Source organism: Pantoea sp. X-Soil-ISGK-355 (assembly GCF_059730805.1).
The window spans coordinates 395,947-413,879 of record NZ_AP035972.1 but is presented as its reverse complement, the minus strand read 5'-3'; the positions used below and the strand labels follow the sequence as shown (position 1 = coordinate 413,879).

Genomic DNA, 17,933 nt, shown 5'->3' with positions numbered 1-17,933 from the left:
GTCCGGACGGCAGAAAAAAAAACACCCTGCAGAGCAGGGTGTCAGAGCCATTATTTCGCGGCGGTCGCTGATGGCTTGTGCCGCTTGCGCAGCTTGTCGATCAGTCGATGCGCTTCCGCTTTGGTTGCTACCGCAGGCGATGAACCGGTCAGCGGCTGACGCGCCGTTTCACGTACCGTCAGAATGGTCAGCAGGCCAATCACACCTGCGCCCATCATGTAGTAAGCGGGCATCATGTTGTTTTTGGTGGTATCTACCAGCCACGCGGTAATCAGCGGTGTGGTACCGCCGAACAGCGACACCGACAGGTTGAAACCGATAGCCAGTGCGCTGTAACGAATATCCGTGGTAAACAGGGCAGGCAGCGTCGACGGCATGGTGCCGCTGAAGCAGGTATGCAGCACGCCCAGAATCAGCAGGCCGCCAAATACCGCCCACATATTACCGGAGCCAATCAGCATAAAGCTCGGAATGGCAAGCAGGATCAGGCCTACTGCACCAAAGCCAATCACCGGACGACGACCAATGCGATCGGTCCAGCGCCCCCACAGCAGCGTCAGCGGCATCATCACGAACATTGCCACCATCACCAGCAGCAGACCACTCAGCTCTGGCAGACCCAGCACGCCGGTCAGGTAACTCGGCATATAAGAGGTCAGCATGTAGTTAGAGACGTTGAACAGCAAAACCAGACCGATACATTTCAGCATGGGCGCACGATACTTGCTTAGCATCTGCATCAGCGTCAGACGCGGTTTACTCTGTTCCAGCGCTTCCTGCTTTTCCATGTGCTGCTGGAATGCCGGCGTCTCTTCCAGCTTCAGACGGACATAAAGGCCGAACAGACCCAGCGGCGCGGCAATAAAGAACGGCACGCGCCAGCCCCAGGACATCATCGCCTCGTTCGACATCACCGTGGTCATCACCGTGACCAGGCTGGCACCCAGAAGGTAGCCGCCAATGGTACCGAACTCCAGGAAGCTGCCCATAAAGCCACGGCGTTTGTCGGTGGAGTACTCCGCGATAAAGGTCGCTGCGCCACCATATTCACCGCCAGTCGAGAAGCCCTGAATCAGGCGTGCGACCAGCAGCAGAATCGGGGCCATAATCCCGATCGACGAATAGGCCGGGATCAGGCCGATGCAGAATGTCCCGATCGACATCATGATCATCGTCATCGCCAGCACTTTCTGGCGGCCGATGCGGTCACCCAGCGGGCCAAACACCAGGCCGCCAATCGGACGCACGAGGAAGGCCGCCGCAAACGTACCAAAGGTGGCAATCAGCTGCACCGCGTTGTTGGCATCCGGGAAAAAGACTTTGCCGATGATGACGGCAAGATAGCTGTATACGCCAAAGTCGAACCATTCCATCGCGTTACCGAGCGCCGCTGCGCCAACTGCGCGCTTCAGCATGTCGTTATCAATAACGGTAATGTCGTCAACAGTCAGCTCTTTGGGCTTCCTGTTCCAGAAATGTTTCTTTGGGTGTTCAGACGATGTGTTTCTGGTGTCCATATTCTCCTCAGGTACTTCAATGAAGGAGTCTTATAGCTTTCGCAGCCGCAAATAATGTTCAGAAGAAACCGTGGAAATGAAAGCTATAAGAAGCCGAATAATTTTTAAGTGAAGCGGCAGAAACCGCAGCCGGTAAACCTTAGACTACGAATGTAAGGTTTTGCAAGTTTTCAGCCGAAATAACTGGCTTTGCTGACAAAACCAGCACACTGCACTTAATCATGCCTGCTTACGCTTATAAACATTTGGTCATATCCCGCGTTTATGGCTCAGATGCTGTCTGGCTCTGATTTCATCAGCCACGCCTGCGCTCATTAAACAGTTTCAACCCGTCAATGCGGTCCAGCGCCTGCAGCAGCTGTTCCGTGCTGGCGGTCAGGCTGATACGAATATAATGCCGCCCGGCGAGGCCAAAGCCGTGACCTGGTGCCACCAGCAGATGACACTCTTGCAGTAACAGGCTGGCGAACTCCTCGCCGGTAAAACCGGGTGGCGCAGGCAGCCAGAGAAAAAAGGTGCCCTGACGAGCGCGCACCGGCCAGTGCATCTCTGCCAGCCTGGCGAGTACCACGCGACGACGCTGGTGATAAGGATCAGCCAGACGGTTAAGTTGCTCAGCAGAGAGCGACAAGGCGGTGATGGCGGCATCCTGCACCGCGCCAGACACCGTGCTGTAGCTGTGAGTATGCAGTTTTTTAAAAGCCGTAATAATCGAGGCGTTTCCCACAGCAAAGCCCACACGCCAGCCTGCCATCAACGCGCTTTTCGACAGGGTGTAAATTTCCACCCCCCACTCTTTGGCATCGGGCTGGGCCAGCAGACTTAGCGGCTGCTCGTCCGGCTCACTGCCTAGCGTAGCGTAGGCGAAGTCATGGATCAGCGGAATAGGGTGCTGGCGGGCGAAAGCCAGCGCGTCGGCGAACAGCGCGGGCGTCGCCAGTGCGCCGGTGGGATTATGGGGATAGTTGAGCATAACCAGACCGGCGCGCGCGGTAATCTCATCCGGCACCTGAGTAAAATCGGGCAGGAAAGCGTTACGCGCCTCCACCGGGATGCCATAAAAATCGGCACCGGCCTGGCGTGCTGCTGAGCGATAGATTGGATAACAGGGATCGGTGGAGATTAACACCTGGCCCGGGTTGAGCAGGGCGCGTGGAAAGCCGTTGACGCCAATGTGCGCGCCCTGAAACAGCGCAACTTCGGTATCGGGATCCAGCATGACCCCATAGTGACGCTGGTAAAAGTCTGCGATAGCCTGACGCAGGGCGGGCTTTCCCCAGAAGGAGGGATATTCATGATTTTCCGGCCGCGCCGCCGCAGCCTGTAAGGAGGCGATGACCGCAGGCGGCGTAGGCTGACGTGGGCTGCCCGATGAGAGATCGATAAGCGGTAACTGCGATGCATCCAGTTCTGCTGCCTGCTTCTCAAGTAAGCTGAAAAGATTCTCTTCCAGCCCTGCGACCAAATCTGAAGCTGCAAACTCCGCCATAACCGTCCCGCAATAAAGAGTGTGAAGCGGAAAAGAATGACACAGCCGGGTTTCATTTCTTTAGCAGAAATAACGCTGAAGATTGCCGCCATCTGGATATTCAGCCTGTGACTATCGTTAGCATAAATAAGCCAAAGTCGGGGCCGGTTTTGCCTGTTCCTGATCGTAAGGGCTGTGATTAAATCGATTGCTCTCACAATAATGAATCAGGAAGCATTATGCGCATTACTTCACGGGGAATTATTTTTTCACTGACGGCTGTTTCAATTTTTACCTCTGCTGCGCAAGCCGCAGACCAGAAAAAAATACGCATTGGTTTTAATCCGGGTCCGTATAAAGAGCAGTTTGAAAAAGGCGTGGCACCTCTGCTAATTAAGCAGGGTTATACGCTGGAATATAAGGATTTCAGCGATGGCATACAGGTTAATGATGCTGTTCATCGCGGCACGATTGACGCCAATATCATGCAGCATCCGGTCTATCTGAAGTCGGTTAACGATCGGCTTGGCATTGATAACGTCGGTATTGTGCAGGTGCCGACCCCGCCAATGGCGCTCTATTCTGAACGCGCAAAAACGCTGACGCAGCCTGCGCCAGGCAGCACGGTCTCTGTGCCGAACCAGCCCTCAAATGAGTATCGGGCTGCGCTGCTACTTCAGAGTATCGGCTGGCTGAAAATCAGCCCTGAGAGCGACGCCGCAACCTTCTCGCAGAAAAACATTACGGAGAACCCCTACAAAATCGTGCTGAAAGAGATGGATAATGCCCAGCAGGTGCGCGCACTGCCTGATGTGGATTATGGTGTTATTCAGGGTAACTTCGCGGTCTCCAGTGGCCTGAAACTCAATTCCGCGCTGAAACTGGAGGCACCAACCAGCCAGTTTATTAACGTAGTAACGGTAGCGGGTAAAAATAAGCAGGCTCAGTTTGCCCGTGACATTATTGCCGGCTATCACTCGCCGGAATTCAAAGCGTATATCACCAGTAATGCGCAATATGCGGGCTATCTGTTGCCAGACTATTTCAAATGAGTCAGGCGGCTATCGCGTTTGACCAGGTCAGCAAAACCTTTGCACGTAACGGGTCAGAAGTGCAGGCGCTGCAGGATATTAATCTGCGCATCAACCAGGGCGATATTTTTGGCGTTATTGGCACCAGCGGTGCCGGAAAAAGCACGCTGCTGCGCCTGATTAATCATCTGGAAACGCCGACGACCGGCACGGTGGAGGTGCAGGGTGAAGCGTTACAGGGGATCAGCAAAAAGCGGTTAATTGACGTCAAAAAGCAGATTGGGATGATCTTTCAGCACTTTAATCTGCTCAATGCCCGTACCGTATTTCACAACGTGGCCATCCCGCTGATATTGCAGGGGCGGAGTAAAGATTTTATCGCCACCCGCGTAGCGGAACTGCTGGCGTTTGTGAACCTCAGCGACAAAGCCCACAGCTACCCGGACGAACTCTCCGGCGGTCAGAAACAGCGCGTCGGAATTGCCCGTGCGCTGGCGACCAACCCTGCCATTCTGCTGTGCGATGAGGCGACGTCGGCGCTGGATCCCCAGACCACGGTGCAGATTCTGCTGCTGTTACAGGAAATCAATCAGCGTTACGGCATCACCATTGTGCTGATCACCCACGAGATGTCAGTGGTGCAGAAGATCTGCAACCGGATGGCGGTGATGGCGCACGGTCGCATTGTTGAACAGGGCGATGTCCTGACGCTGTTCGCCGAACCACAGCAGGCGGTGAGCGCCAGCTTTGTGCAGTCGGTCATTCACGATCGCCTGCCACAGCAGACGCTTGAATTGCTCAGCGAGCATCCGGCAGCCGACGCGTTACGGCTGGAGTTTGTCGGCAGCACGGCACAGCAGCCGGTGATCAATCAGCTGATCCGCAACTATGAGGTGGAGGTGAATATTCTGTTCGCCAGCATGACGGAGGTGCAGCGCACCATTCTGGGTTTCATGATTGTGCAGATCAAAGGCGAACCCGCGCAGCGCGAGGCGGCGATTCAGTTTCTCACCGCGACCGGAGTAAAAATCAGTGATGTCTGAACTCTTTGAAACGGCTGTAACCGGCGATCAGTTCCTGACGGCGATGCAGGACACGCTGATTATGGTGGGGCTGTCGCTGGGCTTTGGTTCGCTGCTGGGGCTGCCGCTTGGCATTATTCTGGTGGTCTGCCGTCCGGGCGGGATACAGCCCCAGCGTCTGGTGCATCAGCTATTGAACCCTGTCGTGAATATCATCCGTTCGCTGCCGTTCATTATTCTGCTGATTACTATCCTGCCGCTGACGCGCCTGCTGGTGAACACCACGATTGGCACGGCGGGGGCCATTGTACCGCTGGTGATCTTTATTGCGCCTTATATCTCGCGGCTGGTGGAAAGCGCGTTGCTGGAGGTCGACGAAGGCATTCTGGAGTCAGCCAACGCGATGGGGGCTACTACGCTGCAGACCATCTGGTATTTCATGCTGCCGGAAGCGGCTTCCTCGCTGGTGCTGGCCCTGACCACTGCCACCATCGGACTGCTGGGCGCCACGGCGATGGCGGGCACGGTGGGTGGCGGCGGCATTGGCGACCTCGCCATTACTTACGGTTATCAGCGCTTTGACGCCTTTGCCACGATTTCCACTGCGCTGGTTCTCATTGTGATTGTCCAGCTTCTGCAAAGCCTGGGTACGCGTATTTCACGTCGTATCCGACGCGAGTAAACCATGAAGAAGAATGATTTAGCGGTAATGCACTGGGGCACCTATCACGTCACCACCGACGGTGACACGCTGACGTCGGTCAGGCCGGTGGCGTGGGACCGTAATCCGTCCGCTATCGGTCAGTCGCTGCCGGGCGCGGTGCAGAGTGAAACCCGGGTCAGAAATCCGGCTGTCAGGCTCGGCTATCTGCAGAACAGAAGCGCTTCACGCAGCGGACGCGGTAAAGAGCCGTTTGTCGAGGTGAGCTGGGAAGTGGCGCTGCAACTGGTGGCTGAAGAGCTGGCGCGGGTGAAAACCGGGCACGGCAATGAAGCGATCTATGCCGGTTCATATGGCTGGTCCAGCGCCGGACGATTTCATCATGCCCAGAGCCAGCTGCACCGCTTCTTTAACCACTACGGCGGCTACACCGCCAGCACCAATACCTACAGCATTGCGGCCGGTGAACGCACGCTGCCGCACATCATCGGTAATCTGGATGAGTTACAACGTCACCATACTCACTGGCCGGTACTGGCGGAGCATTGTGAGCTGTTTGTGGCGATTGGCGGATTGCCGCTGCGCAATGCGCAGGTCAATGGCGGTGGGGCTAACGATCATGCGCTGGCTCACTGGCTGACCACACTGCGGCAGAATGGCACCCGCTTTATCAACATCAGTCCGGTCAGAAACGATCTCGCCGGGGTGGCCGATGCGGAGTGGCTGGCGATAAAGCCCGGCTCCGATACGGCGTTACTACTGGCCATCGGGCAGGTATTGATTGCGGAATCCCTGTATGACGCGGCCTTTGTGGCGCGCTACACCGTAGGCTTCGATATCTATGCGGCGTATCTGTTGGGTGAACACGATGGCATCGCCAAAACGCCCGAATGGGCTGCGTCACTAACCGGGCTGGCAGCCGATCAGATTCGCGGATTAGCACGGCAGATGGCGGCTCACAAAACGATGGTCAATATTGCCTGGTCAGTGCAGCGTGCGCGGCAGGGCGAGCAGGCGTTCTGGGCCACTGTCGCCACCACTGCGCTACTGGGGCAGATTGGCACGCCCGGCGGCGGGCTGGGGTTTGGTTACGCCTCAACCAATCTGGCGGGTGCCGCCCGGCGACAGTTCTCTGGCCCCCGGCTGCCTGCCGGCCATAATGCCGTACAGCAGACTATACCGGTGGCACGTATCGCTGACATGCTGCTTAATCCCGGCGGTCTCTACGCGTTTGACGGCCAGCAGCGAACCTATCCCGACATCCGGCTGGTCTACTGGGCTGGCGGCAACGTCTTCCATCATCATCAGGATATCAACAAGCTGATACGCGCATGGCAGCAGCCGGACACCGTGATTGTGCATGAGCAGTTCTGGACGGCGCAGGCCAGATTTGCCGATATCGTCCTGCCCGCCACCACTTCGCTGGAGCGCGAGGATATCGGCAGCGCCAGCAACGACGGCTTTATTATTGCCATGCCGCAGCATCTGCCGCCGTTTGGGGCGGCAAAATCGGATTACGCCATCTTTGCTGAGCTGGCGCAGCGGCTCGGTTTTGCTGATGCCTTTACTCAGGGACGCGGTGAGCGCCAGTGGCTTGAAGCCATTTACGCAGACTCCCGGCCACGCGCAGCGGCGCAGGGCATCGAACTGCCGCCCTTTGAGGCCTTCTGGTCACAGGGCGTGGTGGAATATCCCGCGCCTGACACACCACAGATCCTCCTTAAAGCGTTTCGCGATAACCCGGAGTCGGCCCCGCTCAGCACGGTATCGGGAAAAATCGAACTCTTTTCGCAGCGGGTGGCTGACTTTGGCTATGAAGAAGCGCCCGGCTTTGCCTTCTGGTATCCGCCGGAATATCAGGCTCAGCAGCAGGAGAAGCAGCAGTGGCCGTTGCATCTGCTCTCCAGCCAGCCGCGAACCCGGCTGCACAGCCAGTACGATCATGGCCGGGTCAGCCGGGCCACCAAAATTGCCGGGCGCGAGCCGCTCTGGATGCACCCTGAGGATGCGGCTGCGCGTGGCATTGAGGAGAACAGCATCGTGAAAGTGTTTAACGGACGCGGCGCGCTGCTGGCGGGCGTGCATCTGACACAGGATATCCTGCCGGGGGTGGTGCAGATGTCGACCGGGGCCTGGTATGACCCGCTGGAACAGCAGGAGGGCAAGCCGCTGGATAAACATGGCAACCCTAATGTGCTGACCCAGGATCGCGGCAGTTCACGACTGGGCCAGGGGTGCAGCGCGCAGACCTGTTTTGTAGAGATTGCGCTTTACCACGAGACCCTGCCTGAAATCACAGCGTGGTCGCCACCGGAATTTGTGATCCCGACCACAGAGTAATCTGCGGGCGGGGACTTAAGGGGCGGTGGGATATTCCCATCCGCCGCATATCCATAGCAGGATTAGTTGGTAGTTAACGCATAACTGAAATGGCAAGGTAAAACGATTCTATGCCAACAGAGTATTAATCATGAGTGCGTTAACCCCATCAGAATTGCCGGTCATTGATTTCGCATTATTGTCAGGTCATCAACAGCAGCAGCGACAGGTTCTGGAAAAATTAAGCCAGGCCGCGCGTGATGTCGGTTTCTTCTACTTAATTAATCACGGTATCGACCGTGAATTACTGGATGAGGTTCAGCGGGTCGCACGGACGTTTTTTGCTCTGCCGCAGGCGGACAAAACGGCGGTCGCGATGGCCAACTCACCGCATTTTCGTGGTTACAACCTGGCGGGCGTGGAAATCACCCGCAGCCAGCCCGACTATCGTGAGCAGTTCGATATTGGCGCAGAGCGCGAAGCGCTGCCCGTCACCGCCGATTCCCCGACCTGGCAACGCATGCAGGGGCCGAACCAGTGGCCTGAAGCCTTGCCTGAATTGCAGACGGTGGTGACCCGCTGGCAGCAGCAGATGACTGCCGTGGCGCTGGAGCTGCTGCGCGCCTTTGCCGAAGCGCTGAACCTGCCACGTAACGCCTTCGATAACCTTTACGGCGACTATCCCAACGAACACATCAAACTGATCCGCTATCCGGGCCGCACCGAGGGTGAATCACGCCAGGGTGTAGGTGCACACAAGGATTCGGGTTTCCTGACCATGTTATTACAGGACGACCAGCCGGGCTTGCAGGTTGAAGTGACGCCGGGCAACTGGATTGATGCCTCACCTTTGCCGGGCGCGTTTGTGGTCAACATTGGCGAACTGCTGGAGCTGGCGACCAACGGCTATCTGCGCGCGACGGTACACCGCGTGGTGTCGCCGCAGCAGAACAATGAGCGCTTATCCATCGCCTTCTTCCTTGGCGCACAGCTCGACGCCGTCGTGCCAATCTATCAGCTTCCCCCGCAGCTGGCTGAGCTGGCGCAGGGACCGAGCAGCGATCCGCTTAACCCGCTCCTGCGAGAAGTTGGCTGGAATTACCTTAAAGGCCGGCTGCGTTCGCATCCGGAAGTTGCCCAGCGTTTCTATCCCGAACACAACACCCACTAAAAACTACGACTGATAACGATAAGAGATAAATGATGATGATTAAAAAGCGCTTTCTGGTTCTGGCTGGTCTTTCACTGCTGATTGCTCAAAGTTTACAGGCGGCACCGCTGCGCGTGGCGGCCGATCCGCTGCCGCATGCGGAAATCCTTGAGTATGTCAAAACTCTGGATCCGAAACTGGATATCAAAATTGTTGAGCTGAGCGGGGGCGTGAATGCCAATGAACTGCTGGCATCCGGGGATGTCGATGCCAACTACTTCCAGCATCTGCCTTATTTAAAAGATCAGGAGAAAGCGCTGGGAAAAACCTTTGCCGTGGTCGCCAGTGTGCATATTGAGCCGCTGGGGATCTACTCGCGTAAGGTGAAATCGCTGGCAGCGTTGCCAGAGGGCGCAAGCATTGCCGTGCCGAACAACACCACCAACCTGAGCCGCGCACTCTGGCTGTTGCAGGACAAAGGGGTGATTAAACTTAACGCGCAGGGCGAGGCGGGTTCGACGCTGGTGACGCCGAAAGATATCAGTGAAAACCCGAAGAAAATTAAAATTGTTGAGATCGAATCACCGCAGCTGCCACGGTCACTGGATGACGTTGATGCCGCCATTATCAACGGCAACTATGCCCTGGAAGCGGGTCTGAATCCGGCAAAAGATGCGCTGGGGCTGGAGTCCGCGGCGCATAACCCTTACGCCAACCTGCTGGTGACCACGCCTGAACTGGCGAAAGATCCGCGAGTGATTCAGCTGGCGAAAGATCTGCGCTCGCCGCAGGTGGCAGAGTTCATCCGTAAAACCTATCAGGGCTCTGTGATTCCGGTTGCGGACCAGCAGCATGATTAAGCTCAGTCATCTCAGCAAACACTACGCTGGCGCACCTGCGCCAGCGTTAGACGATATCTCTCTGACCATCGAAGAGGGCACCATCTTTGGTATCCTGGGCCGGAGCGGGGCGGGCAAAAGTACGCTGCTGCGCTGCCTGAACCGGCTGGAGAGTCCTTCCAGCGGGCGGATTGAGATAGATGGTCATGATCTCGCCACATTGAGCCTGGCGCAGCTGCGTCAGCAGCGCCAGCAGATGGGGATGATCTTCCAGCACTTCAATCTGCTGCATTCCCGTAACGTGCAGGACAATGTCGATCTGGCGCTGGAGATTGCGGGTGTGCCTAAGGCGGCGCGCCGCCAGCGGGTCACCTCGCTGCTGAAACTGGTGGGGCTGGAGTCCTTTGCGGCCGCCTGGCCGTCGCAGCTCTCAGGTGGACAGAAACAGCGCGTCGGCATTGCCCGCGCGCTGGCCGCCCGACCGCGTTATCTGCTGTGCGATGAGGCGACCAGCGCGCTGGACCCCGAAACCACCACCTCGATTCTCGATCTGCTGGCCGATATTCAGCAGCAGCTCAATATCACAGTTGTGTTGATTACCCATGAAATGGCGGTAGTAAAGCGTATCTGTGACGGTGCGGCGCTGCTGGAGAATGGCCAGCTGGTCGAGAGCGGAACGCTGAGCCAGATTATGGGACGCGAAGAGGGACGCCTGCGCAAAATGCTGCTGAAGGATGGCGAAGCGGACCGGGCGTTTATTGAAAAATATCAGCGAGAGGCATTAACCCGATGCGTAGCATGAGTAGCGATCGGTTTCAGGAACTGCTGTTGAACGCCACAGGCGAAACGTTATATATGGTGCTGCTGGCGGCACTCTTTACGGTTGCGATAGGTTTACCGGTGGGCGTGCTGCTGTTCCTGACCCGTCCCCAGGGCATTCTGCCTAACCGCGCGATTTCACTACTGCTCAATGCGCTGGTCAATACTGGGCGCGCGCTGCCGTTTGTGGTGCTGCTGATCGCACTGATCCCTTTTACCCGCCTGCTGGTCGGCACCACGCTCGGCAGTACCGCCGCGATTGTCCCGATTACGCTGGGCGCCTTTCCCTTTTTTGCCCGCATCGTGGAGAACGCGCTGGATGAGGTCGATCGCGGCCGCATTGAGGCGGTAGTCTCAATGGGCGGCACGTTGTGGCATATCGTCAGCCGCGTATTGCTGCCGGAAGCACTCCCTGCGCTGGTGGCGGGCATTACCCTGACTATTGTGATGCTGATTGGCTTCTCGGCGATGGCGGGTGTGGTCGGCGGCGGCGGACTGGGCGATCTGGCGATTCGCTACGGCTATCAGCGCTTCGATAACCAGATCATGGCGGCCACCATTGTGGTGCTGCTGGCGCTGGTGATGCTGATTCAGAAACTCGGTGACCGCCTGGTGCGTTCGCTGGCTTATCGGCGTTAAGGGGCAGCGATGTTTCGTGTAATGTCGCCAAAAGGCTATCTGCAACGGCCAGGACTCCGGTCTGAAGTGGGTGAGATTATCCGGCCGCTGACCTCGCATATACATATCCTCACCTCGCCGCACGCCTGGCAGGCGGTGAATCCGGCACTGACCATCAGCCTGGAACAGGCAGGCATTCGCTGGCAGCTCGACATGCTGACCGGTGAATGCACCGATGCGGCGATAGCTTCACTGCAACAGCGGGTGCAGACGCACGGAGCCACCCTGATTCTGGCCGTCGGGGGCGGGCGGGTGCTGGACTGTGCCAAAGCGGTCAATGATGCCCTGCCGGATGTGCGGCTGGTCAACTTCGCTACGCTGGCTGCCACCTGCGCAGCCTGGTCTCCGCTGGCAATTATTTATAACAAGCAGGGCGGGCATCTTCGCAGTCAGCCACTTAACGCCATGCCGGAATGGATTCTGGTGGACAGTGAAGTGATTGCCCATAGCGACGTCCGCTACCTGCGATCCGGTATTGTGGACGCGCTGGCGAAATGGTTTGAGTTTGAACCTTATCAGCGACAGACGCCGCACCGGATGGCGCTGGATCTTAAAGTCGCCGCCGCCTGGCAGGCGGTGACGGTGCTGAGACAGTGGGGTGAAACGGCGGTGGCCGATAACCTAGCGCAACAGGTCACCCCGGCGCTGGAGAAGGTGATTGAAGCCAATATTGTACTGGCAGGGCTGGCGAACAGTATTCAGGACGCAATGGCGACGCCCGGCTTTGCCCATGTTATCCACGACCGTCTGACGCACCAGCCAGAACTGCATCACTGGCTGCACGGCGAAAAGGTCGGTTTCAGCCTGCTGATCCAGTCCTGGATTGAACAGCAGGGCAAACAGGTCGAGCCGGAACTGCTGTCGCTGCTGCGCCGTTTCCACTCGCCCCTGACGCTACCTGCGGCTATCGACGCCGACACCGTGCATCAAATCGCGCAGCAAATCCACTTTCCCGCCGCCAGCCTGGCGCATCTTCCCTTTACGTTTGACCCTCATCAACTGGAGAAGGCTCTGCTGGCGACGGCCGCGTTTAAACCGTAAATGCGGTGAGTCAGAAGAACAGACGTTGCCGCTTGATAACCTACCAATAGTAAATTACCTTTAGTAGCTTAATGGCTAATCAGGTAAGGTGACAACGATGCATGCACTCATAGTGACTTCCCATCCTAATCAGGATGCGCATTCCCACCACGTGGCGGACCAGCTGGCGCAGGGCATAATCTCGACAGGGCACCACACGGTTGAAAAGGCCGATCTGGCGGCAGAAGGGTTTGATCCACGCTTCACGCTCGATGATCATCGACGTTTCAACGGTCAGGCTATGGCATCGCCCGAAGTGCTGGCGGAACAGCAGCGACTGGACCGCGCCGATGCGCTGGTACTGGTCTATCCGATTTACTGGTGGTCATTCCCGGCACAGCTCAAAGGCTGGATCGACCGGGTGTTTATCCAGGACTGGGCCTTCAGCGAACAGGATGGCCGGGTAATTAAACGCCTTGGCCATCTGCCTGTGCATCTGCTGGCCATTGGCGCGGCGGACACCCGAACCTTTGTGCGGCGCGGCTATTTCACCAGCATGCGTAATCAGATTGAAAACGGCATCTTTGACTACTGCGGTGCGCCGGTGGTGACCAGTGAGCTGTTACTGATCGGCGATGAAGGTTATCCTGAGTCGCACTATCAGCTGGCGCAGGCTCTGGGCCAGCGTCTGTTCGCCCATCAGGAAAAACATGACCGTAGAAAAAACACCCCGTAAGCGTCTGTCACGTGAGGCCCGACGCAGGCAGTTGTCAGACGTCGCGTGGCAGATAATGCAGACGGAAGGCAGCGAGGCGCTGACGCTGGCGCGGGTCGGCGACGCGGCAGGCGTCAGTAAACCGGTGGTGTATGACCATTTCACTACCCGTCATGGGCTGCTGGCGGCGTTGTATGACGATTTTGATCGCCGCCAGAGCGAGCGGATGAATGCGGCGATGGATGCCGCGCCGATGCAATTACCAGAAAAAGCGGACGTGCTCGCGGCCTGTTATGTCGATTGTGTGATGACGGAGGGGCGCGAAATACCCGAACTGCTGTCCGCGCTCAGTACCTCACCGGAACTGGCCGCCGTCAAACGCCACTATCAGCTCGATTTTATTGCCCGCTGTCAGCGCTGGCTTGCGCCTTTTGCTGGCAGCAGCGGTATTGCGGAAGCCGGCATGTGGGGGCTGCTGGGGGGCGCGGATGCCATCGCAGGCGCGGTGGCACGCGGCGATATCAGCAAGCCTGAAGGTCAGCAGGCGATAGCGGCTATGGTGATGGCGCTGGTGGCGGGCAGTCTGGCGTCAGAAGCGGATTAGGATAAAAAAGGCGGCCCGCAGGCCGCCGAATCATTCAACCACAACAGGCGTTGTGTAAGCAGTGGCAACGTACAATGATGATCGTTTAGCCTTTCACCCCGCCCGCGGTTAATCCGCTGACCAGCCAGCGCTGTGCCAGCAGGAAAACCAGGGTGATCGGAATCGCGGAGAGCACCGCCGCCGCGGCAAAATCCCCCCACAGGTAGTTCTGCGGATTGAGGTACTGCTGCATCCCCACCGCCAGGGTATAGCTGTTGACGTCGCGCAGCAGCAGCGAGGCCACCGGCACTTCAGTTACTGCAGCGATAAACGCCAGAATAAACACCACCGCCAGAATCGGCACCGACAGCGGCAGCAGCACCAGCCGGAACGCTTGCCACGGCGTTGCGCCATCCAGCGCGGCGGCCTCTTCCAGTGACCCATCGATGGTTTCGAAATAGCCCTTAATCGTCCAGACATGCAGCGCAATGCCGCCCAGATAGGCGAAGATCACTCCACCGTGGGTATTCAGCCCGATAAAGGGCAGATACTGGCCGAGACGATCAAACAGCGCATAGAGCGCTACCAGCGACAGCACCGCCGGGAACATCTGGAAAATCAGCATCCCTTTCAGCAGGCTGGCGCGACCGGTAAAGCGCATACGGGCAAACGCATAGGCGCAGGTGGTGGAGAGCGCCACGATGCCCAGCGCGCTGATTGCCGCAATCTTGATCGAATTCCATAACCACAGCAGCACCGGGAAGGGCGGCGGTGTCACCCTGCCGTCGGCATGTTCAACGCTAAAGCCCAGCGCCAGCCGCCAGTGCTCCCAGGAAATCTGCTCCGGGATCAGGCTGCCGGTGGCAAAGTTACCGGCTCGCAGGGAAATCGCGATCACCATCAGCAGCGGAAACAGAATCGCGGCAATAAATAACAGCAGCAGCAGATGCGTGGTCAGCAGACGCAGCCGTTGCGATTTGGGTTGTACCATAGCCATAACAACTCCTTAGCGCCTGGTCCATCAGGCTATTAATCGAATTTCATCCGCGAGGCTTTAAGGTTAATCACCGCCAGCGCACCCACCAGCAGGAAGATCAGCGTAGCAATGGCGGCCGCCAGACCAAAGTCCTGCCCGCCACCGCCTTCAAAGGCGATACGCCAGGTGTAGTTCACCAGCAGGTCGGTATAACCGGCTGGTGTGGTAGTGCCCAGGCGATCCGGCCCGCCGTTGGTCAGCAGCTGCACCAGCACAAAGTTATTAAAGTTAAAGGCAAAGCTGGCAATCATCAGCGGCATCAGCGGTTTCAGCAGCAGCGGCAGCGTAATCAGGAAGAAGTTCTGTAGCGGGCCGGCACCGTCCATCGCCGAGGCTTCATAGAGGTCGTCGGGAATGGCTTTCAGCAGCCCCATGCAGAGGATCATCATGTAGGGATAGCCGAGCCAGGTGTTGACGATAATCAGCATGGTGCGTGCCAGCGTCGGATCGCTGAACCAGGCGGGTTTTACACCAAACAGCGCGCTCAGCATCACGTTGATCTCGCCAAAGCTCTGGTTAAACAGCCCCTTGAAAATCAGGATCGAGATAAAGGCCGGCACGGCATAGGGAAGAATCAGCATCACCCGATAGACCGCTTTGCCGCGCAGCGCTTCCCACTGCACCAGACAGGCCAGCACCATGCCCACAGCCACGGTCAGCACCACTGTGATCAGCGAGAAGAGCAGCGTCCAGCCAAATATCGCCAGGAACGGCTTCTGAATCCCTTCATCGGTAAAGACCCGTACGAAGTTTTTCCAGCCGGTATTCACGGTAAAGCCGGGACTCAGGGTTTCGTTGCCCCAGTTATCGTCTGCGTTGATGGCCTGATAAAAACCGGTCTGCGGATTGGCGCGGTAATGCGTGCCGCTCTGCTGATTAATCAGCTCATCCTGCGCGCCAACCCGATAAAGCGGCTGGGTACCAGAGTACTGACGCAGCGAACTCATCCGCAGCTGACGGCCATCCGGCAGCTCGGCGCGGATCTGGCTCAGCGCCTGACGGTGGGTGGTGATCACCCTGAAGGTGGCACGTTCGGCTGCAGGGAGTGCCGCGGGAGCCATTTTCAGCGTCTGATCTGCACCAAATGTAAAGGGAGGGGAGACAAAATTGTCTTTGCCATCGTTCAGCACCAGCTGCCAGCGATCACCCGCCGGGAAGAGTGAAAAATTCACCGCCTCACCCGACTGGAACGTGCGGCCCAGCAGCACCTGCTGCGCCCGCTCAAAGGTAAGCTGGTTACTGCTGCTGTAGTTGGTAAAAGCGATGGCGATAGTGCAGGCGAGGGGGAACAACACAAACAGCGCCATTCCGGCGACACCAGGATAGACATAGCGCCACGCATAGGCGCGACGGTTGGCAAAAATCCACAGTCCGGTCGCGCTGAGGATGAGCGTCAGCAGCGCAAAAAGATATTCGCCCTGCGCGTACATCAGCACCAGCAGATAGCCGACCAGCAGACAGCAGAGCGCGATGAGAACGCTTTTCAGCAGCAGACTGCGCGTTTTCGGTTTTCCTGACATGATGCGGTTTTCCTTAACGATCACTCAAGCCGGGTTGCCCCGGCTGCAAAAGGGAGAATTACTTCTTCAGACGGGCCTGGGCATCTTTTAGTGCGGCGTCAACGCTCTGACGACCGCCCAGCGCATTCAGGGTCGCTGTGCGCATCGCGTACCAGAAGGCCGCCATCTGCGGGATGTTCGGCATGATGTCGCCCTGTTTAGCGTTGCTCATGGTGGCGGCGATACGCGGATCTTTCTCCAGCGTCTGCTGATAAGATTTCAGCGCCACGGCACCCAGCGGCTTGTCTTTGTTGACCGTTTCCAGTCCGGAATCGGTCAGCAGATAGTTCTCCAGGAATTCCTTCGCCAGTTCCTTGTTTGGACTGGCGGCATTGATCCCGGCGCTCAGCACGCCGACAAAGGCTTTAGACGGTTTTCCCTTCAAGGCAGGCAATTCTGTGACGCCATAGTCGATGCCGCTCTTATCCAGATTGCCCCATGCCCACGGACCATTGATGGTCATGGCAGTCTCACCTTTGTTGAAGGCGGCTTCGGCAATGGAGTAATCGGTATCCGCATTCAGCGTTTTGGCTTTGACCTGATCGACCAGGAACTGCATGCCCGCTTTCGCCCCGGCGTTATCGACGCCGACATCCTTCACATCATAGTGCCCATCGCTCAGCTTAAAGGCGTAAGCTCCGCCAGCGGCCAGCAACGGCCAGGTGAAGTAAGGCTCCTGCAGGTTAAACATCATGGCACTTTTGCCTTTGGCGCGCAGTTGCTTGTCGAGCGCGGCCATCTCTTCCCAGGTTTTTGGCGGAGTTGGCAGCAGCTTTTTGTTGTAGATCAGTGACAGCGACTCCACTGAAATCGGATAGCCGATCAGCTTGCCGTCAAAGCGCACCGCGTCCCAGGTGAAAGGGAAGATTTTTTCGCGGAAGCTGGCATCCGGTGTCACCTCAGCCAGCAGGCCCGACTGCGCGTAGCCGCCAAAACGGTCATGCGCCCAGAAGATAATGTCCGGGCCATCGCCGGTCGCCGCGACCTGCGGATACTTCTCTTCCATTTTGTCAGGATGTTCGACCGTGACTTTGATACCGGTCTCCTGCTCAAATTTCTTACCCACTTCGGCAAGGCCGTTATACCCCTTGTCACCGTTGATCCAGATGACCAGTTTACCTTCCTCGATTTTTGCCATCGCGCTTGCTGAAAAGAGCACAGCAGAGAGGGCAGAAAGGGCCAGAATTCGTGCTCCGGTTTTCATCGTCATAAATCCATCCTGTTAGCGGAAGTGGTGAATGCTCTGTCGGCATCATTGTGCGGATCCACACCGCCATCTCATCCTCCTGCGCTCTACGCCCCTGGCGTAATCGCTGTGATCGCACGTGCAAAAAGCGCCTTAAGCGCGTGCTGAAGCGCTAAAAAATCCTGCAGGTCTGCGTCAGCGATCACAAAAAAGCGCAGCAGCGCGCGGCCTGCCGAGTCAGCCCGCATTTCTCCTCCTCCCGCCTCCTCCCCCATCAGATTGCGTCGCGGCGGAGGATGTTACTCCCTGTTTCCTCTCGCATAGTGAGCC

Annotated in this window: 16 protein-coding genes; 11 read left to right on the top strand and 5 right to left on the bottom strand. The window is 57.5% G+C overall.

Translation table 11 applies throughout. From position 1 onward, the window contains the following. Positions 1-50: 50 nt before the first annotated feature. Together proP and AC6I8J_RS20605 are read right to left on the bottom strand one after the other, a co-directional pair. The gene (gene proP, locus AC6I8J_RS20610; protein ID WP_161735434.1) at positions 51-1,517 is read right to left on the bottom strand and encodes a glycine betaine/L-proline transporter ProP; all 1,467 of its coding nucleotides are present in this window, start codon (positions 1,515-1,517) and stop codon (positions 51-53) included. Positions 1,518-1,812: 295 nt separating this feature from the next. Next, positions 1,813-3,006, bottom strand: a complete 1,194-nt coding sequence (locus AC6I8J_RS20605; RefSeq protein ID WP_440829580.1) for an aminotransferase class I/II-fold pyridoxal phosphate-dependent enzyme — start codon at positions 3,004-3,006, stop codon at positions 1,813-1,815. Between the two features lie 218 nt (positions 3,007-3,224). Here AC6I8J_RS20605 and AC6I8J_RS20600 point away from each other — a divergent pair, with 218 nt between their 5' ends. The 11 genes from AC6I8J_RS20600 (at position 3,225) to AC6I8J_RS20550 (ending at position 13,843) form a co-directional block, all read left to right on the top strand. Further along, positions 3,225-4,037 carry a MetQ/NlpA family ABC transporter substrate-binding protein gene (locus AC6I8J_RS20600; protein ID WP_497825795.1) on the top strand — a complete coding sequence of 271 codons (813 nt, stop codon included), beginning with the start codon at positions 3,225-3,227 and terminating at the stop codon, positions 4,035-4,037. Beyond that, on the top strand, positions 4,034-5,059 hold the full coding sequence (locus tag AC6I8J_RS20595) for a methionine ABC transporter ATP-binding protein (protein ID WP_260058754.1): 1,026 nt from the start codon (positions 4,034-4,036) through the stop codon (positions 5,057-5,059). Before AC6I8J_RS20600 ends, AC6I8J_RS20595 begins: the two co-directional genes overlap by 4 nt. Further along, positions 5,052-5,720: a methionine ABC transporter permease gene (locus tag AC6I8J_RS20590; protein WP_497825794.1), complete on the top strand. Its 669-nt coding sequence runs from the start codon at positions 5,052-5,054 to the stop codon at positions 5,718-5,720. The genes AC6I8J_RS20595 and AC6I8J_RS20590 overlap by 8 nt, the downstream gene beginning before the upstream one ends. 3 nt (positions 5,721-5,723) lie before the next feature. Further along, positions 5,724-8,039, top strand: a complete 2,316-nt coding sequence (locus AC6I8J_RS20585) for a molybdopterin-dependent oxidoreductase (RefSeq protein WP_222925814.1) — start codon at positions 5,724-5,726, stop codon at positions 8,037-8,039. Between the two features lie 130 nt (positions 8,040-8,169). Beyond that, entirely contained in the window at positions 8,170-9,189 is a 1,020-nt protein-coding gene (locus tag AC6I8J_RS20580; protein ID WP_161735443.1) for an isopenicillin N synthase family dioxygenase, read from the top strand. Positions 9,190-9,224: 35 nt separating this feature from the next. Continuing rightward, positions 9,225-10,028, top strand: coding sequence for a MetQ/NlpA family ABC transporter substrate-binding protein (locus AC6I8J_RS20575; protein ID WP_033785173.1), 804 nt, complete (start codon positions 9,225-9,227; stop codon positions 10,026-10,028). Beyond that, complete coding sequence (locus AC6I8J_RS20570; protein WP_497825793.1) at positions 10,021-10,809, top strand: methionine ABC transporter ATP-binding protein; 789 nt, start codon at positions 10,021-10,023, stop codon at positions 10,807-10,809. Before AC6I8J_RS20575 ends, AC6I8J_RS20570 begins: the two co-directional genes overlap by 8 nt. Then, complete coding sequence (locus AC6I8J_RS20565) at positions 10,797-11,465, top strand: methionine ABC transporter permease (RefSeq protein WP_013196174.1); 669 nt, start codon at positions 10,797-10,799, stop codon at positions 11,463-11,465. The genes AC6I8J_RS20570 and AC6I8J_RS20565 overlap by 13 nt, the downstream gene beginning before the upstream one ends. A 9-nt stretch (positions 11,466-11,474) precedes the next feature. Beyond that, positions 11,475-12,545, top strand: a complete 1,071-nt coding sequence (locus tag AC6I8J_RS20560) for an iron-containing alcohol dehydrogenase family protein (RefSeq protein WP_161735449.1) — start codon at positions 11,475-11,477, stop codon at positions 12,543-12,545. 97 nt (positions 12,546-12,642) lie between these two features. Continuing rightward, positions 12,643-13,260: an NAD(P)H-dependent oxidoreductase gene (locus AC6I8J_RS20555; protein ID WP_161735451.1), complete on the top strand. Its 618-nt coding sequence runs from the start codon at positions 12,643-12,645 to the stop codon at positions 13,258-13,260. Continuing rightward, entirely contained in the window at positions 13,235-13,843 is a 609-nt protein-coding gene (locus AC6I8J_RS20550; protein WP_161735452.1) for a TetR/AcrR family transcriptional regulator, read from the top strand. Before AC6I8J_RS20555 ends, AC6I8J_RS20550 begins: the two co-directional genes overlap by 26 nt. Positions 13,844-13,928: 85 nt before the next feature. Here the strand turns inward: AC6I8J_RS20550 and malG are convergent, their stop codons facing one another. Genes malG through malE form a run of 3 tightly spaced genes read right to left on the bottom strand, consistent with a single transcriptional unit; the run spans position 13,929 to position 17,627 of the window. Further along, positions 13,929-14,819, bottom strand: a complete 891-nt coding sequence (gene malG / locus AC6I8J_RS20545; RefSeq protein ID WP_013196178.1) for a maltose ABC transporter permease MalG — start codon at positions 14,817-14,819, stop codon at positions 13,929-13,931. A 32-nt stretch (positions 14,820-14,851) separates the two neighbouring features. Then, positions 14,852-16,378: a maltose ABC transporter permease MalF gene (gene malF / locus AC6I8J_RS20540; RefSeq protein ID WP_222925813.1), complete on the bottom strand. Its 1,527-nt coding sequence runs from the start codon at positions 16,376-16,378 to the stop codon at positions 14,852-14,854. A 58-nt stretch (positions 16,379-16,436) separates the two neighbouring features. After that, a complete protein-coding gene (gene malE, locus AC6I8J_RS20535) occupies positions 16,437-17,627 on the bottom strand; it encodes a maltose/maltodextrin ABC transporter substrate-binding protein MalE (protein WP_161735456.1) in 1,191 nt (396 codons plus the stop codon). Positions 17,628-17,933 lie beyond the last annotated feature (306 nt).